The 24,031-nt window shown below is 34.5% G+C and carries 26 protein-coding genes and 2 tRNA genes; 16 read left to right on the forward strand and 12 right to left on the reverse strand.

Annotated features, from left to right (window positions below; translation table 11 throughout):
• Nucleotides 1-268: 268 nt before the first annotated feature.
• The 4 genes from thrS (at nucleotide 269) to rplT (ending at nucleotide 3,497) form a co-directional block, all read left to right on the forward strand.
• Nucleotides 269-2,209, forward strand: a complete 1,941-nt coding sequence (thrS, locus tag ACRHOC_RS09690; protein WP_431158439.1) for a threonine--tRNA ligase — start codon at nucleotides 269-271, stop codon at nucleotides 2,207-2,209.
• A 28-nt stretch (nucleotides 2,210-2,237) separates the two neighbouring features.
• Nucleotides 2,238-2,792 (forward strand): translation initiation factor IF-3, encoded by a 555-nt coding sequence (gene infC, locus ACRHOC_RS09695; protein WP_431158864.1) that lies wholly within the window; start codon nucleotides 2,238-2,240, stop codon nucleotides 2,790-2,792.
• A 58-nt stretch (nucleotides 2,793-2,850) separates the two neighbouring features.
• Nucleotides 2,851-3,048, forward strand: a complete 198-nt coding sequence (gene rpmI, locus ACRHOC_RS09700) for a 50S ribosomal protein L35 (protein WP_102754533.1) — start codon at nucleotides 2,851-2,853, stop codon at nucleotides 3,046-3,048.
• 104 nt (nucleotides 3,049-3,152) lie between these two features.
• A complete protein-coding gene (gene rplT, locus ACRHOC_RS09705; RefSeq protein WP_073081329.1) occupies nucleotides 3,153-3,497 on the forward strand; it encodes a 50S ribosomal protein L20 in 345 nt (114 codons plus the stop codon).
• Between the two features lie 65 nt (nucleotides 3,498-3,562).
• Here the strand turns inward: rplT and ACRHOC_RS09710 are convergent, their stop codons facing one another.
• From ACRHOC_RS09710 to tgt, 10 genes are all read right to left on the reverse strand, one after another.
• Nucleotides 3,563-3,985, reverse strand: a complete 423-nt coding sequence (locus ACRHOC_RS09710; protein ID WP_431158440.1) for a secondary thiamine-phosphate synthase enzyme YjbQ — start codon at nucleotides 3,983-3,985, stop codon at nucleotides 3,563-3,565.
• Nucleotides 3,986-3,997: 12 nt separating this feature from the next.
• A complete protein-coding gene (locus ACRHOC_RS09715; RefSeq protein WP_431158865.1) occupies nucleotides 3,998-5,182 on the reverse strand; it encodes an asparagine synthetase B in 1,185 nt (394 codons plus the stop codon).
• A 145-nt stretch (nucleotides 5,183-5,327) separates the two neighbouring features.
• A complete protein-coding gene (locus ACRHOC_RS09720) occupies nucleotides 5,328-6,053 on the reverse strand; it encodes a sulfotransferase family protein (RefSeq protein WP_431158441.1) in 726 nt (241 codons plus the stop codon).
• A complete protein-coding gene (locus ACRHOC_RS09725; RefSeq protein WP_431158442.1) occupies nucleotides 6,046-6,963 on the reverse strand; it encodes an aminotransferase class IV in 918 nt (305 codons plus the stop codon). The genes ACRHOC_RS09720 and ACRHOC_RS09725 overlap by 8 nt, the downstream gene beginning before the upstream one ends.
• A 54-nt stretch (nucleotides 6,964-7,017) precedes the next feature.
• Nucleotides 7,018-8,061, reverse strand: coding sequence for an AI-2E family transporter (locus tag ACRHOC_RS09730; protein WP_431158443.1), 1,044 nt, complete (start codon nucleotides 8,059-8,061; stop codon nucleotides 7,018-7,020).
• 73 nt (nucleotides 8,062-8,134) lie between these two features.
• On the reverse strand, nucleotides 8,135-9,667 hold the full coding sequence (dnaB, locus tag ACRHOC_RS09735; RefSeq protein ID WP_431158444.1) for a replicative DNA helicase: 1,533 nt from the start codon (nucleotides 9,665-9,667) through the stop codon (nucleotides 8,135-8,137).
• A gap of 169 nt (nucleotides 9,668-9,836) precedes the next feature.
• Nucleotides 9,837-10,790, reverse strand: a complete 954-nt coding sequence (locus ACRHOC_RS09740) for an acetyl-CoA carboxylase carboxyltransferase subunit alpha (protein ID WP_431158445.1) — start codon at nucleotides 10,788-10,790, stop codon at nucleotides 9,837-9,839.
• Between the two features lie 54 nt (nucleotides 10,791-10,844).
• On the reverse strand, nucleotides 10,845-11,753 hold the full coding sequence (locus ACRHOC_RS09745) for a DMT family transporter (protein ID WP_431158446.1): 909 nt from the start codon (nucleotides 11,751-11,753) through the stop codon (nucleotides 10,845-10,847).
• The gene (locus tag ACRHOC_RS09750; RefSeq protein WP_431158447.1) at nucleotides 11,740-12,816 is read right to left on the reverse strand and encodes an LptF/LptG family permease; all 1,077 of its coding nucleotides are present in this window, start codon (nucleotides 12,814-12,816) and stop codon (nucleotides 11,740-11,742) included. Before ACRHOC_RS09750 ends, ACRHOC_RS09745 begins: the two co-directional genes overlap by 14 nt.
• Nucleotide 12,817: 1 nt before the next feature.
• Nucleotides 12,818-13,948, reverse strand: coding sequence for a tRNA guanosine(34) transglycosylase Tgt (gene tgt / locus ACRHOC_RS09755; RefSeq protein WP_431158448.1), 1,131 nt, complete (start codon nucleotides 13,946-13,948; stop codon nucleotides 12,818-12,820).
• 168 nt (nucleotides 13,949-14,116) lie between these two features.
• Here tgt and ACRHOC_RS09760 point away from each other — a divergent pair, with 168 nt between their 5' ends.
• The 3 genes from ACRHOC_RS09760 to ACRHOC_RS09770 are packed head-to-tail and all read left to right on the forward strand — an operon-like array spanning nucleotide 14,117 to nucleotide 16,605.
• The gene (locus ACRHOC_RS09760; RefSeq protein WP_431158449.1) at nucleotides 14,117-14,962 is read left to right on the forward strand and encodes a transketolase; all 846 of its coding nucleotides are present in this window, start codon (nucleotides 14,117-14,119) and stop codon (nucleotides 14,960-14,962) included.
• A 35-nt stretch (nucleotides 14,963-14,997) separates the two neighbouring features.
• Nucleotides 14,998-15,951 carry a transketolase family protein gene (locus tag ACRHOC_RS09765; RefSeq protein ID WP_431158450.1) on the forward strand — a complete coding sequence of 318 codons (954 nt, stop codon included), beginning with the start codon at nucleotides 14,998-15,000 and terminating at the stop codon, nucleotides 15,949-15,951.
• 54 nt (nucleotides 15,952-16,005) lie between these two features.
• Entirely contained in the window at nucleotides 16,006-16,605 is a 600-nt protein-coding gene (locus ACRHOC_RS09770) for an outer membrane beta-barrel protein (RefSeq protein ID WP_431158451.1), read from the forward strand.
• A 65-nt stretch (nucleotides 16,606-16,670) separates the two neighbouring features.
• Here ACRHOC_RS09770 and ACRHOC_RS09775 read toward each other — a convergent pair whose 3' ends face one another.
• Nucleotides 16,671-17,723, reverse strand: coding sequence for an FKBP-type peptidyl-prolyl cis-trans isomerase (locus tag ACRHOC_RS09775; RefSeq protein WP_431158452.1), 1,053 nt, complete (start codon nucleotides 17,721-17,723; stop codon nucleotides 16,671-16,673).
• 133 nt (nucleotides 17,724-17,856) lie between these two features.
• On the opposite strand from ACRHOC_RS09775, the gene ACRHOC_RS09780 reads away from it, so the two are divergent.
• From ACRHOC_RS09780 to ACRHOC_RS09790, 3 genes are read left to right on the forward strand one after another with little or no spacing between them, the layout of a single operon-like run.
• On the forward strand, nucleotides 17,857-18,225 hold the full coding sequence (locus ACRHOC_RS09780) for an RNA-binding S4 domain-containing protein (RefSeq protein WP_431158453.1): 369 nt from the start codon (nucleotides 17,857-17,859) through the stop codon (nucleotides 18,223-18,225).
• The gene (locus tag ACRHOC_RS09785; RefSeq protein WP_431158454.1) at nucleotides 18,212-18,805 is read left to right on the forward strand and encodes a methyltransferase domain-containing protein; all 594 of its coding nucleotides are present in this window, start codon (nucleotides 18,212-18,214) and stop codon (nucleotides 18,803-18,805) included. Before ACRHOC_RS09780 ends, ACRHOC_RS09785 begins: the two co-directional genes overlap by 14 nt.
• A gap of 1 nt (nucleotide 18,806) precedes the next feature.
• A complete protein-coding gene (locus ACRHOC_RS09790; RefSeq protein WP_431158455.1) occupies nucleotides 18,807-19,310 on the forward strand; it encodes a phosphoribosyltransferase family protein in 504 nt (167 codons plus the stop codon).
• On the opposite strand, the gene ACRHOC_RS09795 is transcribed toward ACRHOC_RS09790, so the two are convergent.
• The gene (locus ACRHOC_RS09795; protein WP_431158456.1) at nucleotides 19,302-19,823 is read right to left on the reverse strand and encodes a shikimate kinase; all 522 of its coding nucleotides are present in this window, start codon (nucleotides 19,821-19,823) and stop codon (nucleotides 19,302-19,304) included. The genes ACRHOC_RS09790 and ACRHOC_RS09795 overlap by 9 nt on opposite strands.
• 130 nt (nucleotides 19,824-19,953) lie before the next feature.
• Here ACRHOC_RS09795 and ACRHOC_RS09800 point away from each other — a divergent pair.
• From ACRHOC_RS09800 to ACRHOC_RS09825, 6 genes are all read left to right on the forward strand, one after another.
• A tRNA-Lys gene (locus ACRHOC_RS09800) sits at nucleotides 19,954-20,026 on the forward strand.
• A 53-nt stretch (nucleotides 20,027-20,079) separates the two neighbouring features.
• A tRNA-Leu gene (locus ACRHOC_RS09805) sits at nucleotides 20,080-20,164 on the forward strand.
• A gap of 152 nt (nucleotides 20,165-20,316) precedes the next feature.
• Nucleotides 20,317-21,225 carry a MerR family transcriptional regulator gene (locus ACRHOC_RS09810; RefSeq protein WP_431158457.1) on the forward strand — a complete coding sequence of 303 codons (909 nt, stop codon included), beginning with the start codon at nucleotides 20,317-20,319 and terminating at the stop codon, nucleotides 21,223-21,225.
• Entirely contained in the window at nucleotides 21,222-22,682 is a 1,461-nt protein-coding gene (locus ACRHOC_RS09815) for a phytoene desaturase family protein (protein ID WP_431158458.1), read from the forward strand. The genes ACRHOC_RS09810 and ACRHOC_RS09815 overlap by 4 nt, the downstream gene beginning before the upstream one ends.
• A 48-nt stretch (nucleotides 22,683-22,730) precedes the next feature.
• Entirely contained in the window at nucleotides 22,731-23,570 is an 840-nt protein-coding gene (locus tag ACRHOC_RS09820; protein ID WP_431158459.1) for a phytoene/squalene synthase family protein, read from the forward strand.
• 12 nt (nucleotides 23,571-23,582) lie between these two features.
• Nucleotides 23,583-24,029 (forward strand): sterol desaturase family protein, encoded by a 447-nt coding sequence (locus tag ACRHOC_RS09825; protein WP_431158460.1) that lies wholly within the window; start codon nucleotides 23,583-23,585, stop codon nucleotides 24,027-24,029.
• The last annotated feature ends 2 nt before the right edge of the window (nucleotides 24,030-24,031 follow it).

Consider the following 24,031-nt stretch of genomic DNA (forward strand, 5'->3'; position numbering starts at 1 on the left):
ATCCCCTAATCAATCAACACTTTTCTTTATCTATTATATATAATGTCGGAGGGGCTCTTAAACAGTTAGTTATAGTTTATTAAGTGATTTTAACTCTAGAGAAAAAAGCTTTGTAAGATACAAAATTGAATTAATAATTCGTCATTTATATTAGTCAATCGAACTCTTCAAATTTTAAAATTCAAATTCCAGGTCAATTATGCTACATTCAACTTTGTCTATTATATATATAGGTCTATCTTTGTACGCCTAATTTTAAAATATAAAAATGATTAACATTACGCTTCCAGACGGTTCTATTAGATCATATAGTTCTAATGTCACTCCACATGATGTTGCTGTAGATATAAGTGAAGGATTTGCACGAAATGTTATTTCAGCCAAATTCAATGACCAAACCATCGAAACAACAACCCCTATTACTGAAGATGGTAATTTAGTGTTATTTACATGGCGTGATGAAGAAGGTAAAAAGGCATTTTGGCATTCTTCGGCTCACATTCTTGCCCAGGCCTTAGAAGAACTTTACAGTGATGTGAAACTTTGGGTTGGTCCTGCAATTGAAAATGGTTTTTACTATGACGTAGATTTAGGTGAAGACGTTATTTCTGAAAAAGATTTTAAAACTATAGAAAACAAAATGCTTGAGATTGCTCGTGGGAAACATCCTTTTAAAATGCGAGAAGTCTCCAAAGCAGATGCTTTAGCTTATTACAAAGGTAATAACGAGTATAAAGTAGATTTAATAGAAAATTTGGAGGACGGGACAATCAGTTTTTGTGACCACTCTACGTTTACCGATTTATGTCGTGGCGGACATATTCCAAACACTGGAATTATTAAAGCGATTAAAATTTTAAGTGTAGCTGGGGCTTATTACAAAGGAGATGAAAATGAAAAGCAACTTACTCGTATTTACGGCATTTCATTTCCAAAACAAAAGGAGCTCACAGAGTACCTTCATTTGTTAGAGGAGGCTAAAAAACGTGATCATAGAAAACTTGGTAAAGAGTTAGAACTTTTTACATTTTCACAGCGTGTTGGTCAAGGGTTACCTTTATGGTTACCGAAGGGTGCAGCACTTAGAGAACGATTAGAAAATTTCTTAAAGGTGGCCCAGAAAAAAGCAGGTTACGAAATGGTGGTTACACCTCACATTGGAAACAAAGATTTGTATGTAACATCAGGCCATTTTGCAAAGTATGGTGAAGATAGTTTTCAACCGATAAATACACCTGCTGAAGGTGAGGAATTTTTGTTAAAACCTATGAATTGTCCTCACCATTGTGAAATTTACAACACAAGACCATACTCATACAAAGAGCTTCCTAAAAGGTTTGCAGAATTTGGAACAGTATACAGATACGAACAAAGCGGAGAATTACATGGCTTAACAAGAGTTCGTGGTTTTACTCAGGATGATGCACATATATTTTGTACACCAGATCAATTAGACGAAGAATTTAAAGAAGTTATTGACCTAGTACTCTATGTTTTTGGATCACTTGGATTTGAAAATTTTACAGCGCAGGTTTCTTTAAGAGACCCTGATAATCCTGAAAAATATATTGGAAGTGATGAAAATTGGGATAAGGCCGAACAAGCTATTTTAAATGCAGCTAAAGACAAAGGCTTAAATTATGTAGTTGAGACTGGCGAAGCCGCTTTTTATGGACCAAAGTTGGATTTTATGGTTAAAGATGCCTTGGGTCGTAAGTGGCAATTAGGTACAATACAGGTGGATTATAACTTACCAGAACGATTTGATTTAACTTACAAGGGTAGTGATAATGAATTACACCGTCCTGTAATGATTCATCGTGCACCATTTGGAAGTATGGAACGTTTTGTGGCAATTTTACTCGAACATACTGGAGGAAACTTCCCTTTATGGCTTATGCCAGAGCAGGCAATGGTTATCTCAGTTAGCGAGAAATATGAAAAATACGCTCAAAAAGTTTTAAATTTGTTAGAAAATAACGAAATTCGCGCCCTCGCAGATAATAGAAATGAAACTGTGGGTAAAAAAATACGTGAAGCGGAACTTAAAAAGTACCCTTTCATAATTATTGTTGGTGAGCAGGAAGAAAAAGATGGTACAATATCTGTGAGGCAACATGGTGGCAATGACATTGGCACAATTAGTGTGAAAGAATTTGTTGAAATAATAAAAGAAGAAGTCTCAAGAAGTTTGAAGACATTTAAATAAGTTTAATTAAAAAGTATAAGTCATAGCAATACGCAGAAACAGAAGGAATTACAATCGTCGAGAAGTCCAAGAGGACAAGCATAAAATCAACTCTAAAATCAACGCTACCGAAGTAAGAGTAGTAGGAGATAATGTAGAAGTTGGAATTTACTCATTAAGACAAGCATTGGCAATTGCTGATGAACAAGGTCTAGATTTGGTTGAAATATCGCCAAACGCCAATCCTCCTGTATGTAAAGTTATGGATTATAAAAAGTTTCTTTACGAACAAAAGAAACGAGAGAAAGCCTTAAAGTCAAAAGCTTCTAAAGTTGTAGTTAAGGAAATTCGTTTTGGTCCACAGACGGATGATCATGATTACGAGTTTAAAAAGAAACACGCCATGAAATTTTTAAAAGATGGCGCAAAGTTAAAGGCTTTTGTGTTTTTTAAAGGCCGTTCTATAGTATTTAAGGAACAAGGACAGATATTATTGCTAAGACTTGCTCAAGATTTAGAAGAATATGGTAAGGTAGAGCAAATGCCTAAATTAGAAGGTAAGCGAATGATAATGTTCATAGCCCCTAAGAAAGTAAATAAGTAATACCGAGGATTAACTCGGTTTATTAAAAATAAGCGAAACGTAAATAAAACTAGGAGAAATGCCTAAAATGAAAACCAAATCAAGTGCTAAGAAACGTTTCAAACTAACTGGCACTGGTAAAATTAAAAGAAAGCACGCTTTTAAGAGTCATATATTGACTAAAAAATCTAAAAAGCGTAAGCTTGCGTTGACTCATGATACTTTAGTACATAAGTCTGACGAAGATAATGTTAAAACAATGTTGCGTTTAAAGTAATATTGATTTAACCGGTTAAATTAATGTAAAACCCTGGAGTTAGGCAAAAAAATTTAGCAAGTGTTTATAACAATAAACCGCCTACTACAAAAAACAACAAAGAAATGCCAAGATCAGTAAATTCAGTTGCAAAAAGAGCTAGAAGAAAAAAGGTTCTTAAGCAAGCAAAAGGCTACTGGGGAAGACGTAAAAACGTTTGGACTGTAGCAAAAAATGCGGTTGATAAAGCGATGCAATACTCGTACAGAGACCGTAGAAACAAAAAAAGAACATTCCGTGCCCTTTGGATTATGCGTATTAATGCAGGTGCAAGACAGCATGGTATGAGCTATTCGAAGTTTATGGGTAAATTAAAAGCTAATAATATTGAGTTAAACCGTAAGGTATTAGCCGATTTAGCAATGAATCATCCAGAAGCTTTTGAAGCAATAGTAAACAAAGTTAAATAAGGCTTTTAGCCATAAGTATAACAACATTTCGCTTAATAAAAACCGACTCAAATGAGTCGGTTTTTTTATTTACCTATAACAGTTGCAAGTAAAACCCTAGCCCCTCCATTATTTCTATGCTCTCCTAAATAAATCCCTTGCCATATACCAAGATTTAGTTTTCCATTTGTGATTGGAACTTGTATACTATGTCCAAATAACGAAGCTTTAATGTGAGCAGGCATATCATCAGAACCTTCATAATTATGTTTGTAATATGGCATGTTTTCGGGAACCATCTTATTAATATGCGTTTCGAAATCGTCTCTAACTGTTGGATCGGCATTTTCGTTTATGGTAAGACTTGCCGATGTATGCTTTATAAATAAATGAAGCATACCAATTTCAACCTGCTCTATTTCCTTTAATTGATCAAGAACCTCAGTAGTTATGAGATGAAACCCTCTTGATTTTGGTCGTAGTTGTATTTCTTTTTGAAAAGAATTCAATCTAATTAAGACTTAGGTTTTCTGCTTCTTCTTTTTGGCTGCAGGAAAGAGTACGTTATTAAGAATTAAACGATATCCTGGCGAAGTTGGATGCAAATCTAATTCTGTCTTTGGATCTCCTACTTTATGCGTATAATCCTCTGGATCATGTCCACCGTAAAAAGTAAAAAAGCCTTTTCCTTTAATACCGTGTATATACTTTGCTTCTCCATTGGTTCTATTTTCTCCCATTACTAGAACATTTGCCTTTATCTGATCTCTAGTAAAAGAAGTTGTCTGCCCCATAAATCCCTTAACGAGAGCTGTATGGTTTTGAGTCAACATTGTTGGTATAGGGTCCCATTTTGCCGAATACTCCATTAGCGAGAAATAATCGGTTTTAAAAGGGATCTGACGCTTACGTGTCATATCGATCGATGAGAATTCATAGATGTTAGGACTACGTTCTAAAATAAAATCTTTGAACGCAAAGGTTTTTGAAAAGTCTATCTTATTTTGATAACCAGGATCACTACCATCACCATCAAACATAGGCTCACAAATGTCCACATTCTCAGCAGATAAGGCAATATCAAAACTATCTGTAGCAGAACACATTGCAAACATAAATCCACCTCCAACAACGTAGTCTCTAATTTTCAAAGCAACATCTAATTTCGCATCTGACACTTTAGAATAACCAAGTCTCTGAGCCAATTCTTCAGCTTGTTTCTTTTCCTCAATATACCATGCAGCCGACCTGTAGGTTCTGTAGAACTTCCCATATTGACCTGTGAAGTCCTCATGATGAAGATGCAACCAATCGTAGAGCAATAGTTCGTCATTTAATACTTCCTCATCATAAATTGTTTCATATGGGATTTCTGCATAAGTCAATACCATAGTAACTGCATCATCCCAAGGTTGCTTTCCGTAAGGTGTGTAAACCGCTATTTTAGGAGCTTTTTCTAATACAACAGTCTCCTGATTCACTGCCGGACTACTAATACCGTCCAAAATTTGAGCTGTTTCGGCATCAGAAAGTACCTCGAAAGAAACACCTCTTATTTGACATTCTCGTCTAATAATATCTGCATCGGGTAATAAGAAGGAACCGCCTCTATAGTTTAATAACCAATTAACTTTAAGTTCTCTCTCTAATGTCCAATACGTAACACCATAAGCTTTTAAATGATTTTCTTGAGATTCCGCATCCATTGGAATTAATATATAGGATGCCCATCCCATCTGGAACGAGAAAATTGTAATAAGTATGATATAAAAACGCCTTAAGCTCATATTTGGATAACGAAAGATACTTAAATTTTAGTCTCAGAAAGGAAAATTATATTTCTTTTAAGACCTAAATTGCGTGTTTTAACAACTCCTTATAGTATTTCTCACATTCACTTAATAAAGGTCTTAAATGCTCTGGAAATGGATCTGTTTTAGGCTTATAATCCATGAACTTACTTGACTTATGTACACTACCATACCAATACTTAGCCCAAACACCATCCTCCTTGCGCTTTTGAGGTTGCCATTGTAACATTTTTGAGTCGAATGGAATATTTGCAAATTTACATATACTACGAAGTGTTTTTTCAGGATTAATTAAAACCTGCATAGAATCTACTACCACAAACGGTATTTCATTTGACTCAAAAAACTGCAGTAAATCCATGTGCAATTTGTAGCCTACATCATTTATTTGAGGATTAGGTATTACCTTATCAAAAGAAGGCAACATATCTACCGGATCACGAGTGAGAATAATATTAATGGTCTTATGCATAAACTCTTTTTGTAATCCCAATAAATGATGAATCATATGCTTATAAAACATCACGGGCTTTTCATTGCTATTAAGCATAGTTTCAATGACTTTACCACCATCATTTTCCATACTATTTAGGATATCATCTGTTCCTGGATGATATTTCTGAGCTTCTGGATAGCTACTTAAATAATGTGCATATAAAGGTTCATCAACTACTCTGGTATCTTCCCTTTGGGCAAATGCATACATTAAAGCTGTTGAGATGTTTCTCGGCCCAGACCATAAACAAATGTGTTTAGAATTATCCATTCGCAACTTGTTCCTCAATTAATTCATTATATAAGGCACTCAATTTTCTTGTCCATTTTCCATAAATACCCTCGCCAATAGTTCTGCCATCAATCTTAACTACTGGTGTTAATCCTCCAAAAGTACCTGTTACGAATGCCTCATCTGCACCGTAAACATCAAATAAGGAAAAGTCTTTCTCTTTGCATACAATACCATTTCTATTACACGCCTCTATGACCTTACCACGTGTAATACCATTCATGCAATATTTACTCGTCGATGTCCATACTTCATCGTTAGTAACGATAAAAAAATTGGTAGCGTTACAAGTAGAAACAAAGCCATTGACATCTAGCATTAATGCTTCATCTGCTCCTGCTTCTATTGCTTGAATGAGCGCTTGAACCTCATGCAATTTACTATGGCAGTTTAATCTGGGATCTAAATAATCTGGAGAACCTCTTCTAATTGTACTTGTAAAGAGCGTTATCCCTTTCTCTTTGGATGCTTCTGAAGCTTTTTTATATTCTGGAATTATCACAATATTAGGCCCTGAAATCGTCAATCTAGGATCTTGAGACGGTGTTTTCTTTATACCTCTCGTTACCATGACTCTTACATGTACACCGTCATTCATAGAATTTGCGTTCAAAACATGCCAAATTCTTTCCAATAATTGATCTTTAGAAAATGGTAAGGACATTCCAACCGTTTTTGCAGATTGCCATAATCTATTTAAATGATCCTCTTGAAAGACCAAAACACCATTATGCAAACGCATGGCTTCCCATACACCGTCACCTACAAGATATCCACTGTCAAAAACGGAGATTTTTGCCTCATCGCGCTTAAATAATTCATCATTAATACCGATTAAAATAGATGCATTTCTATCATCCGCTACGGCATTGTGCGTTCCATGTACCATATAAAACTTATTTAAGCAGAAAGATACTTAAAATTAGTTCTATCACAGGAGAGGTTATTGAAGTTTTTCTAGCTTAGTTTCATCTCCAGAAAGAAGACTAGCTATCACCTTTGTGCTAGGGAATTGCTCTAAAATAATCTTTATGAAAACAGTAATTGGAATGGCCATAATTAAGCCAGGAATTCCCCATAAAAATCCCCAAAGCATTAGCATTACAAGAACAGCAATAATGTTTATTGAGAATGATTTGCCCATAAAAATCGGTTCTAAAATTGCACCAAAAACGACCTGAACCAATGTTATGGAAAGTATGAAGAACAACAATGTACTTGTAGGATCCAATTCCACAAACGCAAAGATGGATAATAAAATGACAGAAATAAAAGAACCTACCATTTGTACAAAATTTATAGCAAAGGCAAATAATCCCCAAAAAATTGGAAAGCTCACATCAAAAAACACACACATAAGACCAGTAAAAATACCTGTTAATGCACTAACCAAAAATTTAACTTTAATAAACTTAATCAAATCCTTTTCTATTTTCATAAAGGCTTTAATAGAAGTATGTCTCTGTTTTAGCAAGGTGTTATTTAATAATTTATGGACGTTTATAGATTCTGCCAACCAAAGCACTACAAAAAAGGCAGTCATTAAAATCATTGTTAGAAATTTCCTTAAGAATCCAATAGTTGTCCCTAGATTTTCTTTTTGAAAGAATTGACCCAATAAATTTTGCTCCTCTGTAAATTGAATACCAAAATTTTCATCTAAATAGGACTTTAATCCCTCAAGTTTTAATTCTGCTTTTGGTAAAAATTCAGATTTAGTAGCCAAAATCTCTTTGCTCGAAAGCTGGATAAGTTCTACTCCCAACTTTAAACCACCAGTAACCAATAATAAAACAATGATGATACTTATAAATTTTGGGATATTTCTTCTACCCAACCACCTCATAAGTAGCAAAAATAAAAGGGCAATAAACATTGAAAATATAAGAGGTATGAAAATAAAAGACAGGATTTTTAACAAATAAAAAATCAGCGGAATCGCTATGGTTAACAACAAGATATTTGTTGTTCGTCTTTGATTTAACATGAGGCCAATTGTGATTTAAATAACGGATTGCAAAGATAGACTAAATATGCCCTTGCATGTACTTAAATCCTTGTTAAAATGGTACACCATCATCCTCTGGACTACCAAATGCATCACTTGGATCTGGATAGCTATCTGGCTTAAAGGTATCATCGTTGGCCGCCGCATTCATCTTAGAATGGAATTCTCCAAATGGCGTATCAAAATCATCTAAATTATCGAACTTACCAAGATGTCCAATGAATTTCAAACGAATATTATCTAAGCCACCATTTCTGTGCTTCGCAACGATAAATTCACCTTGACCTTCAGTCGGAGAACGTTCTTCGTCATCCCATTCGTCAATTTTATAATATTCAGGTCTGTAAATAAAAGATACGATATCGGCATCCTGCTCAATTGCTCCAGACTCACGTAAATCGGATAACAAAGGTCTTTTACTCCCACCACGTGTTTCAACAGCACGTGATAACTGTGAAAGTGCGATAACTGGAACATTCAATTCTTTGGCTAATGCCTTTAAGTTTCTAGATATAGTAGATATCTCCTGCTCACGATTTCCTCCTTTTTGACTTCCTCCTGCTGTCATTAACTGTAAGTAATCAATCATAATGACTTTAATGTCATATTGAGATTTTAATCGTCTTGCTTTTGCACGTAAATCAAAAATTGATAAAGAGGGTGTATCGTCAATAAATAATGGTGCTTTCTCTAATGTTTTTACTTTCACATTAAGTTGCTCCCATTCGTGCTTCTCGAGTTTACCGGTTCTCAACTTTTCTGAAGACAAACCTGTCTCACTCGAAATAAGACGCGTAATTAATTGTACAGATGACATCTCTAAAGAGAAAAAGGCCACAGCTTGATTAAAATCTACAGCAATGTTTCTTGCCATAGTAAGCGTTAGTGCCGTTTTACCCATACCTGGACGTGCCGCAACAATGATCAAATCTGAAGGTTGCCAACCAGACGTTAATTTATCTAATTTATCAAAACCTGTAGGAATACCACTTAGTCCTTCTTTATTAGATATATCTTCAATTTTTTTCTTAGCCTGGATAACTAGACTTTGAGCTGTCTCCGTAGATTTTTTGACATTACCTTGTGTAACCTCATACAGCTTGGCTTCAGCATTGTCTAAAAGGTCAAAAACATCTTTTGTTTCGTCGTAAGCCTCCTCGATTATTTCATTAGAAATCTTTATTAAACTACGTTGAATAAATTTCTGTAAAATAATTCTGGCATGGAATTCTATATGTGCCGAAGATGATACACGTTGGGTCAAAGAAATAAGGTAAAAATCTCCACCAACAAGCTCTAACTTTTCATCTTTTTTAAGTTGACTTGAAACGGTTAATAAGTCGACAGGTTCGCTATTTTCAAATAACTTAAAAATAGCTTCAAATATGTATTTATGTGCATCTTTATAAAATGCCTCTGAGCTTAAAATATCAATAACCTCGTCTACACCCTTCTTGTCAATCATCATTGCACCAAGCACAACTTCCTCTAAATCAATGGCTTGAGGAGGTATCTTACCTTTTTCAAGACTAATGAGGGTGCTTTTATCGACTTTATAACCAGTTAAGGGATTGGGCTGTTTCATAAGATACAAATGTAACTAAATAGTATCGACGAAATGCAAATTTATCATTGGGCAATCTCAACACTTCGTTAACAATCTAACTGTTAATAACTTATTTATATTGTTAATAGACGTAAAAAAAACCGAAGTCAAAAACTTCGGTCTCCTTTAACTCTTATGTCTATTGAAATTAATCCTTAAAGACACCCATATTAGCATACTTGTCCATTCGACTCTTTACTAATTCTTTTGGTGATAAGTTTTTTAATTCCTCGTATGATTTTACAATAGCATCTTTAACGGCTAAAAATGTTTTATCTCTATCTGTATGAGCACCTCCTAGCGGTTCTTTAACAATTTGATCAACAAGCTTCATACGTTTCATATCTTTAGCTGTAAGCTTTAAAGCTTCAGCCGCTTGTTCTTTATATTCCCAACTTCTCCAAAGGATTGAGGAACAACTTTCAGGAGAGATAACGGAATACCAAGTATTTTCGAGCATTAGCACCTTGTCACCTACACCTATTCCAAGTGCTCCACCTGATGCGCCTTCACCAATGATTACTGTAATGATAGGCACTTTAAGCCTTGTCATTTCAAGAATATTTCTTGCAATGGCTTCCCCTTGTCCTCTTTCTTCTGCTTCAAGACCTGGATATGCTCCTGGAGTATCAATTAAGGTCACAACAGGAATCCCGAATTTCTCCGCAGACTTCATTAAACGTAAAGCCTTACGGTAACCTTCTGGATTTGACATACCGAAATTTCTATATTGTCTCGTCTTGGTATTATAACCTTTCTGTTGTCCGATGAACATGTAAGACTGGTCTCCAATCTTACCTAATCCACCAATCATTGCTTTATCGTCCTTAACATTTCTATCTCCATGTAGTTCTAAAAATGATTCACCACAAAGGGCTTTAATATGATCTAAGGTATAAGGTCTATTTGGATGACGAGATAATTGAACTCGTTGCCAAGCGGTAAGATTCTTGTAAATTTCTTTTTTTGTTTCTTCAAGCTTCTTTTCGATTTGCTTGCAGGTCTCAGTGACATCAACATCACTTTCTTTACCAATGATTTGGCACTTATCTAATTGTTCTTCTAATTCTTTTATTGGTAATTCAAACTCTAAATATTCCATACAATTTGAAAATAATTTTATTAGTTAGTTAGTTAGGGTACAAATATAAAAACTTTAATTCGTAATGCTCTCTGATTTATTGTGGCTCTTTTTATAATTTTTAAAAAGCGCATCTAATAAAACTGTTAAGAGTATTAAGACGGCGCCAATGTAAAATTGAGACGACATTTTTTCGGTTTCTGGAAATAACATCAGCGCAATTGCAATACCATATACTGGCTCAAGATTGTAACTCAATATTACTGTAAAGGGACTTATATATCGCATAACCTCAACAGCTCCAATAAACGCATATGCCGTACATACCGAAGCCAATATCATAATATATATCCAATCGGATTGTGATAGCGTGAAAAATTCCTGATTAAATTTAGTTCCGGTAATTAAAATGAAAAGGGTTAAAAATACTACACCACTTATAAATTCGTAAAAGGAAATGATTGTAGCATTATGACGTTCAATAAATCGTCCATTAATCACGGCAAATAAAGTAGAGAATAAGGCTGATAAGAGTCCCAAAATTATCCCATTTAAATAATCTATTTCACTACTTGTGATTAAAAAAACTCCAACAACCACAAGGAGCCCAAAAATGATTTCGTAACCAAGAATCTTTCTCTTGAAAAATATGGGCTCAATAAAAGAGGCAAAAAAAGCACCTGAGGAAAACATGGCCAAGGCAATTGAAACATTTGCTTGATTTATAGCCTCGAAAAAGGTTACCCAATGTAACGCTATTATGATACCAGCGATAGAGAATAGTAAAAGTGATTTTTTAGTTACTTTAAGTTTTAGCTTAATAAGCTTTATAAATAAAAACATCAAAATTCCTGCTATAGCCATTCTATACCACACAAGTTCTAATGATCCGATTGAGATTAACTCACCTAAAATTGCTGTGAAGCCAGCGATAAAAACCAAAAAGTGTAAATGGAGATAGTGCTTAAGTTTAGCGTTTGGCATTTTGCAAGAGGTATATTGCTAAAATACCAAATATAAAATTAGGAAACCAAACCGCAATTACCGCAGGGAAGTTAGATTGCTCGGCCATCACACCAAATACTTTATCAAAAAAGACATAGATCATGGCAATGGCTATACCAAAAGCAAGATTCACTCCCATTCCTCCTCTTCTTTTAATAGAGGAAACTGAAACCGCTATGATGGTAAGTATAAATATAGACACTGGTAGGCTCCACTTCTTTAATTTCACCACTTCATACCTTCCAATATCTGAAGACCCTCTACGCCTTTCAGCTTCAATAAATTCTAATAGCTCAAAGTAAGACTTTGTTTCAGCAGCATATTCAACAGGTGCAAGATCATCTATTCGAAATGGCATCTTCATTTGCTGACGTCTTGCCTTTTCAATTGTTTCGACACCATTCTCATAGGTTCTTTTCACATAACCAGTTAGGGTGTAAATAGAGTCTTCCTCTACATATTTAATGTTATTGGCGAAGATCTTGTATTCGAGTTCATTGCCATTAAAACGTTCATAGGTAAAATTCATACCAATATTACGTTTCGGAATAAAACTACTTATATATATGTAGTCGGTATCATTTATTTGCCTGTAAACAAATCGTGTTTTTTGAACCTCTCGGTTTTTCTTGAGGTATGTATACTTAAATTCATTAAAACCTTTACTGGCGATAGGCGCTAGGTACATTCCTAAAAACATTGAAAACAAAGCAACTATTGTTGCGCCAATGATATAAGGTCTTAAGAATCTTGAAAAGGACACCCCAGAACTTAAAAAAGCCACAATTTCTGTGTTATTGGCAAGTTTTGAAGTAAACCAAATAACGCTAAGAAATAGAAATAATGGGAATAATAGATTGGCAAAGTAGACCGTAAAGTTTAAATAGTACTCTGTAACTTCTCCAAATGGGGCATTATTCTCAAGCATTCGTCCTATCTTCTCTGCAAGATCTACGGTGATGCCTATAGGAATAAACAAGAGTAACATCATTAAAAATGTAAAGATGTAACGTTTTAATATGTACCAGTCTAGAATTTTCACTTTATAAACGCTTATCCATTTGTTTTACCATCTTGTTCTTCCAAGAATTAAATGTCCCAGCGACAATTTGTTTTCTCGCTTCTCTAACAAGCCAAATATAAAATCCCAAGTTATGAATAGTAGCAATTTGTTTTCCTAATAATTCATTCACCGTAAAAAGATGTCTTAAATAAGCTTTACTATAGTCGAAATCAACATATGTAATGCCCATTTCATCTATAGGTGAAAAATCATTTTCCCATTTTTTGTTTTTAATGTTAATCGTACCATGTGCGGTAAACAACATGCCGTTTCTTGCATTTCTTGTTGGCATTACACAATCAAACATATCTACTCCTAACGCAATATTTTCTAATATATTGATAGGTGTACCAACACCCATTAGATAACGTGGCTTATCTTCTGGTAAAATCTCACAAACCACATCTGTCATCGCATACATTTCTTCTGCAGGTTCACCAACAGATAATCCACCTATAGCATTGCCTTCTGCTCCAACATTAGCTATATACTCTGCCGACTCTTTTCTTAAATCTTTATAGGTACTTCCTTGTACTATTGGGAAAAAGGTCTGGCTGTAATCGTATTTTAATGGTGTTTTCTTAAGATGTTCCAAACAACGCTCAAGCCAGCGATGCGTCATATGCATAGAGCGCTTGGCATAATTATAATCACATGGATATGGTGTACACTCGTCAAAAGCCATTATAATATCAGCACCTATACTCCTTTGAATTTCCATTACATTTTCTGGAGTGAATACATGATAACTTCCATCAATGTGTGATTTAAATTTCACACCTTCTTCTTTAATCTTTCGATTTGCTGATAATGAATAAACCTGATAGCCACCTGAATCGGTCAATATATTTCTGTCCCAATTCATAAACTTATGAAGTCCTCCAGCTTCTTCAAGAATTGGAGTTTGTGGTCTAAGATAAAGATGATAGGTGTTGCCTAAAATAATATCTGGGTTAATATCGTTTTTTAGTTCTCTTTGATGCACACCCTTAACAGAAGCAACTGTCCCAACAGGCATGAAAATTGGAGTCTCAATTTGCCCATGGTCAGTTGTTAATGTGCCAGCACGTGCCTTAGAATCTTGGTCTTTTGCTAATAGATTAAATTTCATCAAAAAACGTAGTGTGATGGCAAATATAAATAACTCATATGCATTCCTGTCTTAATTAAATTTAAAATTGTTAGCAAATCCTAAAAATCGTTAATAAGTGTAGTATTACAGTCTTTGTGAGACTTTAGTAAAAGACTATTTTTGTGCCATTATTTTAAGCGATAAAACATGCCAAATATTAAAGACCTAAATGATTTAACCACTCAGGTTCGTAGAGACATTTTGAGAATGGTTCATAAAGTAAATTCAGGGCATCCAGGAGGTTCCTTGGGGTGTACTGAATTCTTTGTAGCACTTTACCAAGAAGTTATGGAAACTAAAGACACCTTTTCTATGGATGGAATTGGGGAAGATATCTTCTTCTTATCAAATGGTCATATTTCTCCGGTCTATTACAGTGTGCTGGCCAGATCTGGTTACTTTCCGGTAGATGAGCTTAACACATTTAGACTTATAGACAGTCGTTTACAAGGTCATCCTACTACGCATGAAGGTCTTCCAGGTGTGCGCATTGCATCTGGTTCTCTAGGTCAAGGTATGTCCGTAGCCATTGGTGCTGCAGAAGTAAAAAAACTGAATAATGATAACCATATCGTATACAGCTTACATGGTGATGGTGAATTACAAGAAGGTCAGAACTGGGAAGCTATTATGTATGCTTCTGGTAATAAGATTGACAATCTTATCTCAACGATAGACGTCAACGGCCAGCAGATAGACGGTTCTACAGATTCTGTTTTACCATTAGGTGATTTACGTAGAAAGTTCGAAGCCTTTGGTTGGCAAGTAGTTGAAATTGAAAAAGGCAATGATATTGAAGCTATACTAGAAGGTATGGAAATTGCAAAAAGCAAGACAGGCCAAGGCCAACCAGTTTGTGTGCTTTTACAAACAGTAATGGGTAATGGTGTAGATTTTATGATGCATACACATGCATGGCACGGAAAAGCACCAAATGATGAACAGTTAGAAATCGGATTAGCGCAAAATCCTGTAACACTTGGTGATTACTAAAACTTAAAATAACAAACAACTAGGTAGGTACTACTATGAAGACATATACAAATACAGGAAATAAAGATACAAGATCGGGATTTGGATCTGGTTTAACAGAATTAGGAAAAAGCAATGAAAATGTTGTTGCCCTTTGTGCTGATTTAACAGGCTCATTAAAAATGGATGAATTTAAAGCCAACCATCCTGAGCGCTTTTTTCAAGTGGGTATAGCTGAAGCCAATATGATTGGTATTGCTGCAGGTATGACAATTGGAGGGAAAATTCCTTTTACCGGAACTTTCGCTAACTTCTCTACAGGTCGTGTTTATGATCAGATAAGACAGAGTGTTGCTTATTCTGATAAAAATGTGAAAATATGTGCTTCGCACGCAGGTGTCACGTTAGGTGAAGATGGAGCAACACACCAAATATTGGAGGATATCGGTTTAATGAAGATGCTACCTGGAATGACCGTTATTAATACGTGTGATTTTAACCAGACTAAAGCGGCTACGCTTGCTATTGCAGAATATGACGGTCCTGTTTATTTAAGATTTGGCCGTCCTAAGGTTCCTAATTTTACACCAGAAAATGGAACATTTGAAATAGGAAAGGCGGTTAAGTTAACTGAAGGAAGTGATGTTACCATAGTAGCAACAGGTCATTTAGTATGGGAAGCTTTAGAAGCTGCTAAATCTTTAAATGAAGCTGGTATTTCTGCTGAAGTTATTAATATACATACCATCAAACCTCTAGATGATGAGGCTATCTTAAAATCAGTTGAGAAAACAGGCTGTATAGTATCAGCTGAAGAACACAACTATTATGGAGGATTAGGCGAAAGTGTTGCGCGTGTTCTTGCAAAACATAGACCGACGCCTCAAGAATTTGTGGCAACTGACGATACATTTGGTGAATCTGGTACTCCAGCACAGCTTATGGATAAGTACGGATTGAACAGCGACGCCATCGTAAAAGCAGTAAAAACAGTGCTTGAAAGAAAATAAGTTCATTTTGGCAACGTTTTTGATATTAGTTACCTAATCTTAAAAACGAACATTATGAAAAATTTGAAAAAGGCAGTATTTCTGTCTGCATTAGTTTCTTTAATTAGTTATTCTATCCACGCACAAGATGGCAGTGCCTTTGGCTTTAAAGGCGGTCTTAACTACAGTGCAAATGGTGATTATTTTGAATCTATTGGCGATAATGCCCGAAACCCTGATAGAAATATTGGATATCATGTAGGTGTTTTTGGTAAAATTGGAAATGCCCTTTACTTTAGACCAGAGTTGGTCTATACCGCCACAAAAAGTGAATATGATAGCAATGATTTTCAAATTAAAAAAATCGATGCACCACTTTTGGTTGGTTTAAAAGTTTTAGGTCCTTTTAGTGTTTTCGCTGGTCCATCATTACAATATATTTTAGATACCGAATTTGATGGTATCAATATCGATGATGTTGAAGACGATTTCACAGTAGGGTTAAATTTCGGAATCGGTTTTAATCTTAACAAGGTTGGAATAGATCTCCGCTACGAGAGAGGCTTTAACAATAATGAAGCTGATTTTATTGATAATAATTTAGGTAATGGTATTGTAAGTAGAATTGATACGAGACCAGACCAACTCATATTAAGTTTATCAATAGCACTTTAACATAAATAAAACCAATAAAAAAGCCACTTAAAAAGTGGCTTTTTTTATATCTCAAAAGGTTGGTTTTAACCTTCGTCCTCTTCTTCATTATAATCTGTGGTCACCTCTTCATCAAGGTGGTCTAACACGCCATTATTATTTGTGTCTACCATTGTTACAGTTTCAATGGTAATTACTCCATTTTCCTCTTCACGACTCAATTCAAATTCATTTGCACCCAAAACAGGTTCAGTTTCACCAATATTGGTATCTACAGTATAGGTGTTTGGCACTAATTCATTGATGGTTAAAACACCATCATTATCATCATCAAAATCTATATAATCCGGGGCTTCATCTTCATCGGTGTCATCATCAAATGGGTCTAAATTACCATCATAATCCTCAATAAATGAAGGTATTCCATCACTATCGTGATCGTTTGGTTCTGTCTGTAATAATTCAAACTTAAAAATCAAATTAGAGTATACTGGTATACCAGGTCTTGGGAATGAAAAGTAACCTAGTCCAGATGGAATAAACATTATACCCAATCCAAAATCTTGGTATGAAACAATATTGTCGTTACCTATGGTAAAACCAGTAGCAGTATTAAATTCTGGCATAATTCTTTGCCATCCTGTAATAGCTCCAGTTCCAAAAGCTATACCATATAAATCTAAATCGATAGGTGTACTTACTTGTTCAAACGTATCACCACCATCTACAAATAGCCCTTCGTATCTCACTCTAACTTTATCTGTAAATTTTGGAGCCTCTCCTCCGCCTTGATTTATCGATAAGTAGTAATATTCATATTCAACATCTAAATAAGTTGTTGTTACTGTAACCACATCATCAATCAATAAAGTATGACCTGCAGGTACATCTTCTCCATCCGTCAACTCAGTAATCACTATGTCATCATAGTTAAGATCTGTTCCTCCAGCCAAAAAACTAGAGTTATAGTAATGCGAGTTTAGATACGATAAAATTGAGTCTTTATCCTTAGCCTGTTGCTCTGTTCTATCCTCTTCAATAAATTCATTTTGTATTGGATCATCCTCTTCTTCACAAGCAGAAAACCCAACTGCCAATACTAAAAAGAATAATATATATTTGATTGATTTTAAATTCATAGATCCTGATTTAACGATTTGGTACAACTTCAATAAAACTACGAAGTCTACTATTGCTTTTTTTAACTAGCGCAAGATACAATATTATAATATTTTTGCATTAAAAGATTAACGTTGTTTTTAGTTAAAATGTATGCGTGTAGATAAGTTTTTATGGTGTGTAAGATATTATAAGACGCGGAGTATCGCTACGCAAGCTTGTAAAAAAGGACAGGTGAGAGTCAATGATGCCGTTGTAAAGCCATCTAGAGAAGTTTATCCTACGGATAAAATAGAATTACGGAAAGACCAGATAAATTATTCTTTAATCGTTAATGACCTCCCTCCTAATAGAGTTGGCGCAAAACTCGTAGATATCTACAGAGTAGACACAACACCTAATGAGGCTTTTGAAGCAAAAGACTTGTTAAAGTATAGTAAAGACTACTACAGAAAAAAAGGCACAGGCCGTCCTACAAAAAAAGACAGAAGGGATATCGACGATTTTTATGACAGTGAATAATTTAGACAAAACTTATTGGGAGCAAAGATATAAAGATGATAAGATTGGTTGGAATATTGGACATCCATCAACACCTATTAAAAACTATATTGATCAACTCACTGATAAGGAAATAAAAATTCTCATTCCTGGAGCTGGTAATGGATATGAAGCGGAATATCTATGGCAAAATGGTTTTAAAAATGTTTATCTATTAGATATTGCCGAACAACCTCTATTGAATTTCAGAAAAAGACTACCAGAGTTCCCTATAGACCAGATATTACATTCAGATTTTTTTGACTTAAATGATACGTTTGACCTCATTATCGAGCAAACATTTTTTTGCGCATTAGATCCGTTGTTCAGAAGTGCTTATGTAAAAAAAATGCATCAGATACTTAAACCAAAAGGAAAGCTTGTGGGTCTCTTATTTAATTTTCCCTTAACCGATGTAGGACCACCATTTGGTGGTGATAAAAATCTATATCAAGAATTATTTTCTCAAAGCTATAGTTTGACCACTTTAGAGATGGCGAATAATTCTATTATTCCGAGACAAGGAAAGGAACTGTTTTTTATCTTTGAAAAAAAGGAATGAAATGGCGTTAGTTAAGAATACCATATTAAGTCATAAAGAAATTGAGCATAAAATAAAGCGCATCGCTTATCAAATTTATGAAAGCAATGTAAATGAAACAGAACTTGTAATTGCTGGTATCGAAAACAATGGGTATTTGTTAGCCCGTAAAATTAAAGCACAACTTGACAAGGTATCTGACTTAAAAACCACTTTATGCAAGGTTTCTATTGACAAAGAAAATCCTTTAAATCCAATAAATACCTCTATCAAAGCGGAAGATTACAGTAATAAAGCCTTAGTATTAGTCGATGATGTTTTAAACTCAGGAAGTACCTTAATATATGGTATTAAGCACTTTTTAGATGTCCCGCTGAAGCGGTTTAAGACTGCCGTTTTAGTAAATAGAAATCATAAGAAATATCCTGTAAAAGCAGACTTTAAAGGCATTTCGCTTTCAACTTCTTTTTTTGAACATGTACATGTAAACCTCAGTAAAAAGCCTTACGGAGCCTTTTTAGATTAGGTGCATTAAAATTAGTTCAGTAATATCCTTTATTGATTTGCCCTCTGTATTTATGGTATAATTAGATTGCGAATAATATTGGCTTCTTTCAAACAGATGCTTACCAATAAATTCTAAGAGCGCTTCGTCTGAATTTAAATGGCTAATTAAAGGTCTATTTTGTTTTTCACTTTTTAACCGTTCTACCAATGCCGCAATCGAAAGTTTCAGATAGATAGACTTTGCATTATTAGTGGTTAAAATTAACTCCATATTATTACTATAACATGGTGTGCCTCCTCCTAAGGCAAGTACAACATTATCCTCAGAGGATAAAAGCTCTTGTAAATATTTAGTCTCTAGCTTTCTAAAGTAGATTTCACCTTTGGATTGAAAAATAGAAGTAATAGATTGCTCCTCTTTAGCCTCAATATAATCGTCTAAATCAATAAAATCGTAGTTTAGAATACTCGCCAAGTGTCTACCAATTGTAGATTTACCTGACCCCATATATCCCATTAAAACTATAACCATTGATTTTATAAATTGATTATTAATCTGATAGCTTTTTCACTAGCAAAAAAACAAAAATTAAAGTTAAAAATGTATTGTTTTATTAATTAATCATTTTATATTTGCACCCTCATTAGAGAAAATCAAAAATGACCGGGTAGCTCAGTTGGTAGAGCATCTCCCTTTTAAGGAGAGGGTCCTGGGTTCGAGCCCCAGCCCGGTCACTTGAGTTAAGCAAAATGCTTAACTTTTTTTTTATTTTTACTTTTCAAATTTTGCGCACGTGGCGGAATTGGTAGACGCGCTGGCTTGAGGGGCCAGTGACCGTTTAGGTCGTGGAAGTTCGAGTCTTCTCGTGCGCACTTTTTTAATCACTTTACAAGCTAGCTCACCATAGGTTATTCATACGATGAACAGAAGTATGGTAAAACCTAATATTTTTATTTAAATTTTGTTAATTCTACCTGTTCTAAGAGAATAAAATGTATTTTTGTTTAAACATTTTTTGCAAAAAATGAACAATATTAAGAATAGGTTTAGTATTAAGGATTTAGAGAATCTCACTGGTATTAAGGCGCATACCATACGAATTTGGGAAAAGCGTTATAATCTTCTTAAGCCCAAACGTACCGAAACTAACATTAGATATTACGACTTAGCAAGCTTCCAAAAGCTTCTTAATGTCAGCTATCTAAATAACAATGGTTACAAGATTTCTAAAATTGCCACTTTAGAGGAGCACAAAATTCCGCTTTTAGTTAGGGAAATTGCATCTCAAAGTAATCTGGAGAGTCATGCCATAAATTCATTTAAACTCTCTATGTTAAATTTTGACCAGACACTTTTTTATAACACGTATGAAGGGCTGTTAAAAGAGAGAGCATTTGATGAAGTTTTCTATGACATTTTTATCCCACTACTTACAGAAATTGGGTTGTTATGGCAAACAGACACCATAACACCGGCGCATGAGCATTTTATCACCTCATTGATTCGCCAAAAAATATTAATTAATACAGAGAAAGTTCAATCCCAACAGATTAATACTTCTAAAAAGGCTTTTGTGCTTTATTTACCCGAAAATGAAATTCATGAGTTAGGACTCATGTTCATTAATCACGAATTGGTAAATAGAGGTTATCAATCTATTTTTCTTGGTTTCAGCGTTCCGTTAGATAGTCTATCGGATCTCAAAAACTATTACGAAGAAATTATTTATATCTCTTATTTCACTGTTAAACCTGAAAAGGCAGAGATAGAACAATATATGAAGGACTTTGAAAAGCTTCTTCTAGAGGATGATAAAACCGAACTTTGGATTTTAGGTCAAATGCTGAACGCCTTAGATTTAGATAACCTACCTAAAGGCGTTACAGCATTTAAAAGTATTCAATCTCTTATGGATAACTTAAAAAGAAAATGAGTTTAACAATATCCATCATCGGTTCTGGCTTCTCAGCACTTTCAGCTTCTTGTTATTTGGCGAAAGCTGGTCATAAGGTTACTGTATTCGAAAAAAATAAAACCGTTGGTGGTAGAGCACGACAGTTAGTTAAGGATGGTTTTACTTTTGATATTGGTCCTAGCTGGTATTGGATGCCAGATATTTTCGAAAAGTTTTTTAATGATTTTGGTAAATCGACAAGTGATTATTACCAATTGGATAAATTAAGTCCGGCATATAAAATATTTTTCTCAGACGAGGTCATCACAATAGGTGACCATATGGATCAAATCTGTGAAGAATTTGAACGCATTGAGGTTGGTAGTTCTAAACCACTACGTAAGTTTATTTCTCAAGCGCAAGAGCATTATGATATTGCGATTAATAAAGTGGTTCTTAAACCTGGAATTTCGCCATTCGAATTAGTAACTAAAGAAACGGTAACACGTGTTGATCGCTTCTTTAAGACCATTAGTTCTGAGGTACGTAAGAAATTTAAAAATCCTAGATTAATCTCTACTTTAGAATTTCCTGTTTTGTTCTTAGGCGCAAAACCAAATCAGACGCCTTCTTTTTACAGTTTCATGAATTTTGCCGATTTCGGATTAGGTACTTGGCATCCAAAAGGTGGCATGTATGAAATTATTAAAGCAATGAAATCGCTTGCCATGAGTCTTGGTGTAGAATTTAACACTGAGAGTAATGTGGATAAGATAAATATTGAAAATGGTAAAGCTACCAGTATAAGTGTTAATGGTAAAACTATTGCTTCTGATATTATTTTAAGTGGTGCTGATTATCATCATACAGAGACTTTATTAGATCAAAATTACAGACAATACAGCGAGCAATATTGGAAGAAGAAAACTTTTGCACCTTCTTCTCTCCTATTTTATGTTGGCTTCGATAAAAAATTAAAGAATATAGAACATCATAATTTATTCTTTGATACAGACTTCGAAGCGCATGCTGAGGAAATTTATGATGATCCTAGATGGCCAAAAAACCCACTATTTTATGTCAATTTCCCGTCAGTTACTGATGCGAGTATGGCACCAGAGAATTGTGAAACCGGATTTTTCCTTATACCAATAGCACCAGGTTTAGAAGACACTCCAGAACTACGAAACCAATATTTCGATATTATTATAAATAGGTTTGAAAACTTAACACATCAAAAGATTCAAGACAATGTCTTATTTAAAGAATCTTTTTGTGTTAATGACTTTGTAGAAGAATATAATTCTTATAAGGGCAATGCTTATGGTATGGCAAACACTCTCATGCAAACTGCCTTTTTAAGACCCAAATTAAAGAGCAAAAAAGTTGATGGATTATACTTTACCGGACAATTAACGGTACCAGGACCAGGTGTTCCGCCGTCATTAATCTCTGGTAAATTAGTTGCAGAACTCATCGAGAAAAACAAGAATTAAATCAATTAATCAAAAAGGATTTAGTAACTTAATAAGCACAAACTGAAAATGAAATCAATTTTTGACAACGTATCCCAAGAATGTAGCAAGCTTGTAACCAATGCTTATAGCACTTCTTTTTCTATGGCAACTAAAATGCTAGCGGAAAGTATTAGACAGGATATTTATAACATTTACGGCTTTGTACGTTTCGCTGACGAAATCGTAGATACGTTTCATGATTATGATAAAGAAAAGTTATTTTCTGAATTTTCTACATCTTTAGAAAATGCACTAAATGATAAAATTAGTCTTAATCCTATTCTAAATTCTTTTCAAGAAACTTACCACAAATACAACATCGACAAACATTTGGTTGATGCCTTTATGCATAGTATGGAATTAGATTTGCACAAAAAGGACTATTTGACTGAAGAAGAATACCGCAATTATATTTACGGCTCTGCAGATGTTGTTGGTTTAATGTGCCTAAAAGTGTTTGTGAAAGGTGATAACGAAAAGTATGAAGACTTAAAGGACTCAGCCATGAGTTTAGGATCAGCATTTCAGAAGGTAAACTTCTTGAGAGACTTAAAAGCTGATTTTGAAGATTTAAGTAGAACATATTTTCCTAATACAGACTTAAATCATCTTGATGAACTTTCAAAAAAGGCTATTATTGACGATATCGAAGGTGATTTTTCCAAAGGTCTTCAGGGTATTAAAAAATTACCATTAGAGGCAAGGTTTGGTGTTTTTATGGCATACCGTTATTACAATAAACTTTTACAAAAACTTAAAAAGACACCTGCTTTAGAGATTAAGTCTACAAGAATTCGTGTGCCTAACTACAAAAAGATCGAATTACTCACACGCAGTTATGTGAAATATCAATTAAATTTGCTCTAAAGTCTTTTGTATATGCAAGTTGTTTTTTGGATACTAATTTTTCTAGTGACCTTCTTTATAATGGAGTTTAATGCTTGGTTTACGCATAAGTACGTAATGCACGGCTTTTTATGGCGATTACACAAGGACCATCATCACAAAGACCATGACAGTTGGTTTGAAAGAAATGATGCTTTTTTCATTTTTTATGCTGTTGTAAGTATGTTTTGCTTCTACCTCTGGGGAGAACAAGAAATGTGGTATTGCTTACCGATAGGAATTGGAATAATGGCCTATGGACTAGCCTATTTTATTGTACATGATATATTTATTCACCAACGCTTTAAGTGGTTAAGAAACATTGATAATAAATATGCACGAGGTGTTAGGCGAGCACATAAAATCCACCACAAACACTTAGGAAAAGAAAAGGGTGAAAACTTTGGAATGCTAATTGTCCCAAGGAAATACTTTAAATAACG

This window comes from Winogradskyella poriferorum (genome assembly GCF_050618035.1).
Lineage (GTDB): Bacteria > Bacteroidota > Bacteroidia > Flavobacteriales > Flavobacteriaceae > Winogradskyella > Winogradskyella poriferorum_A.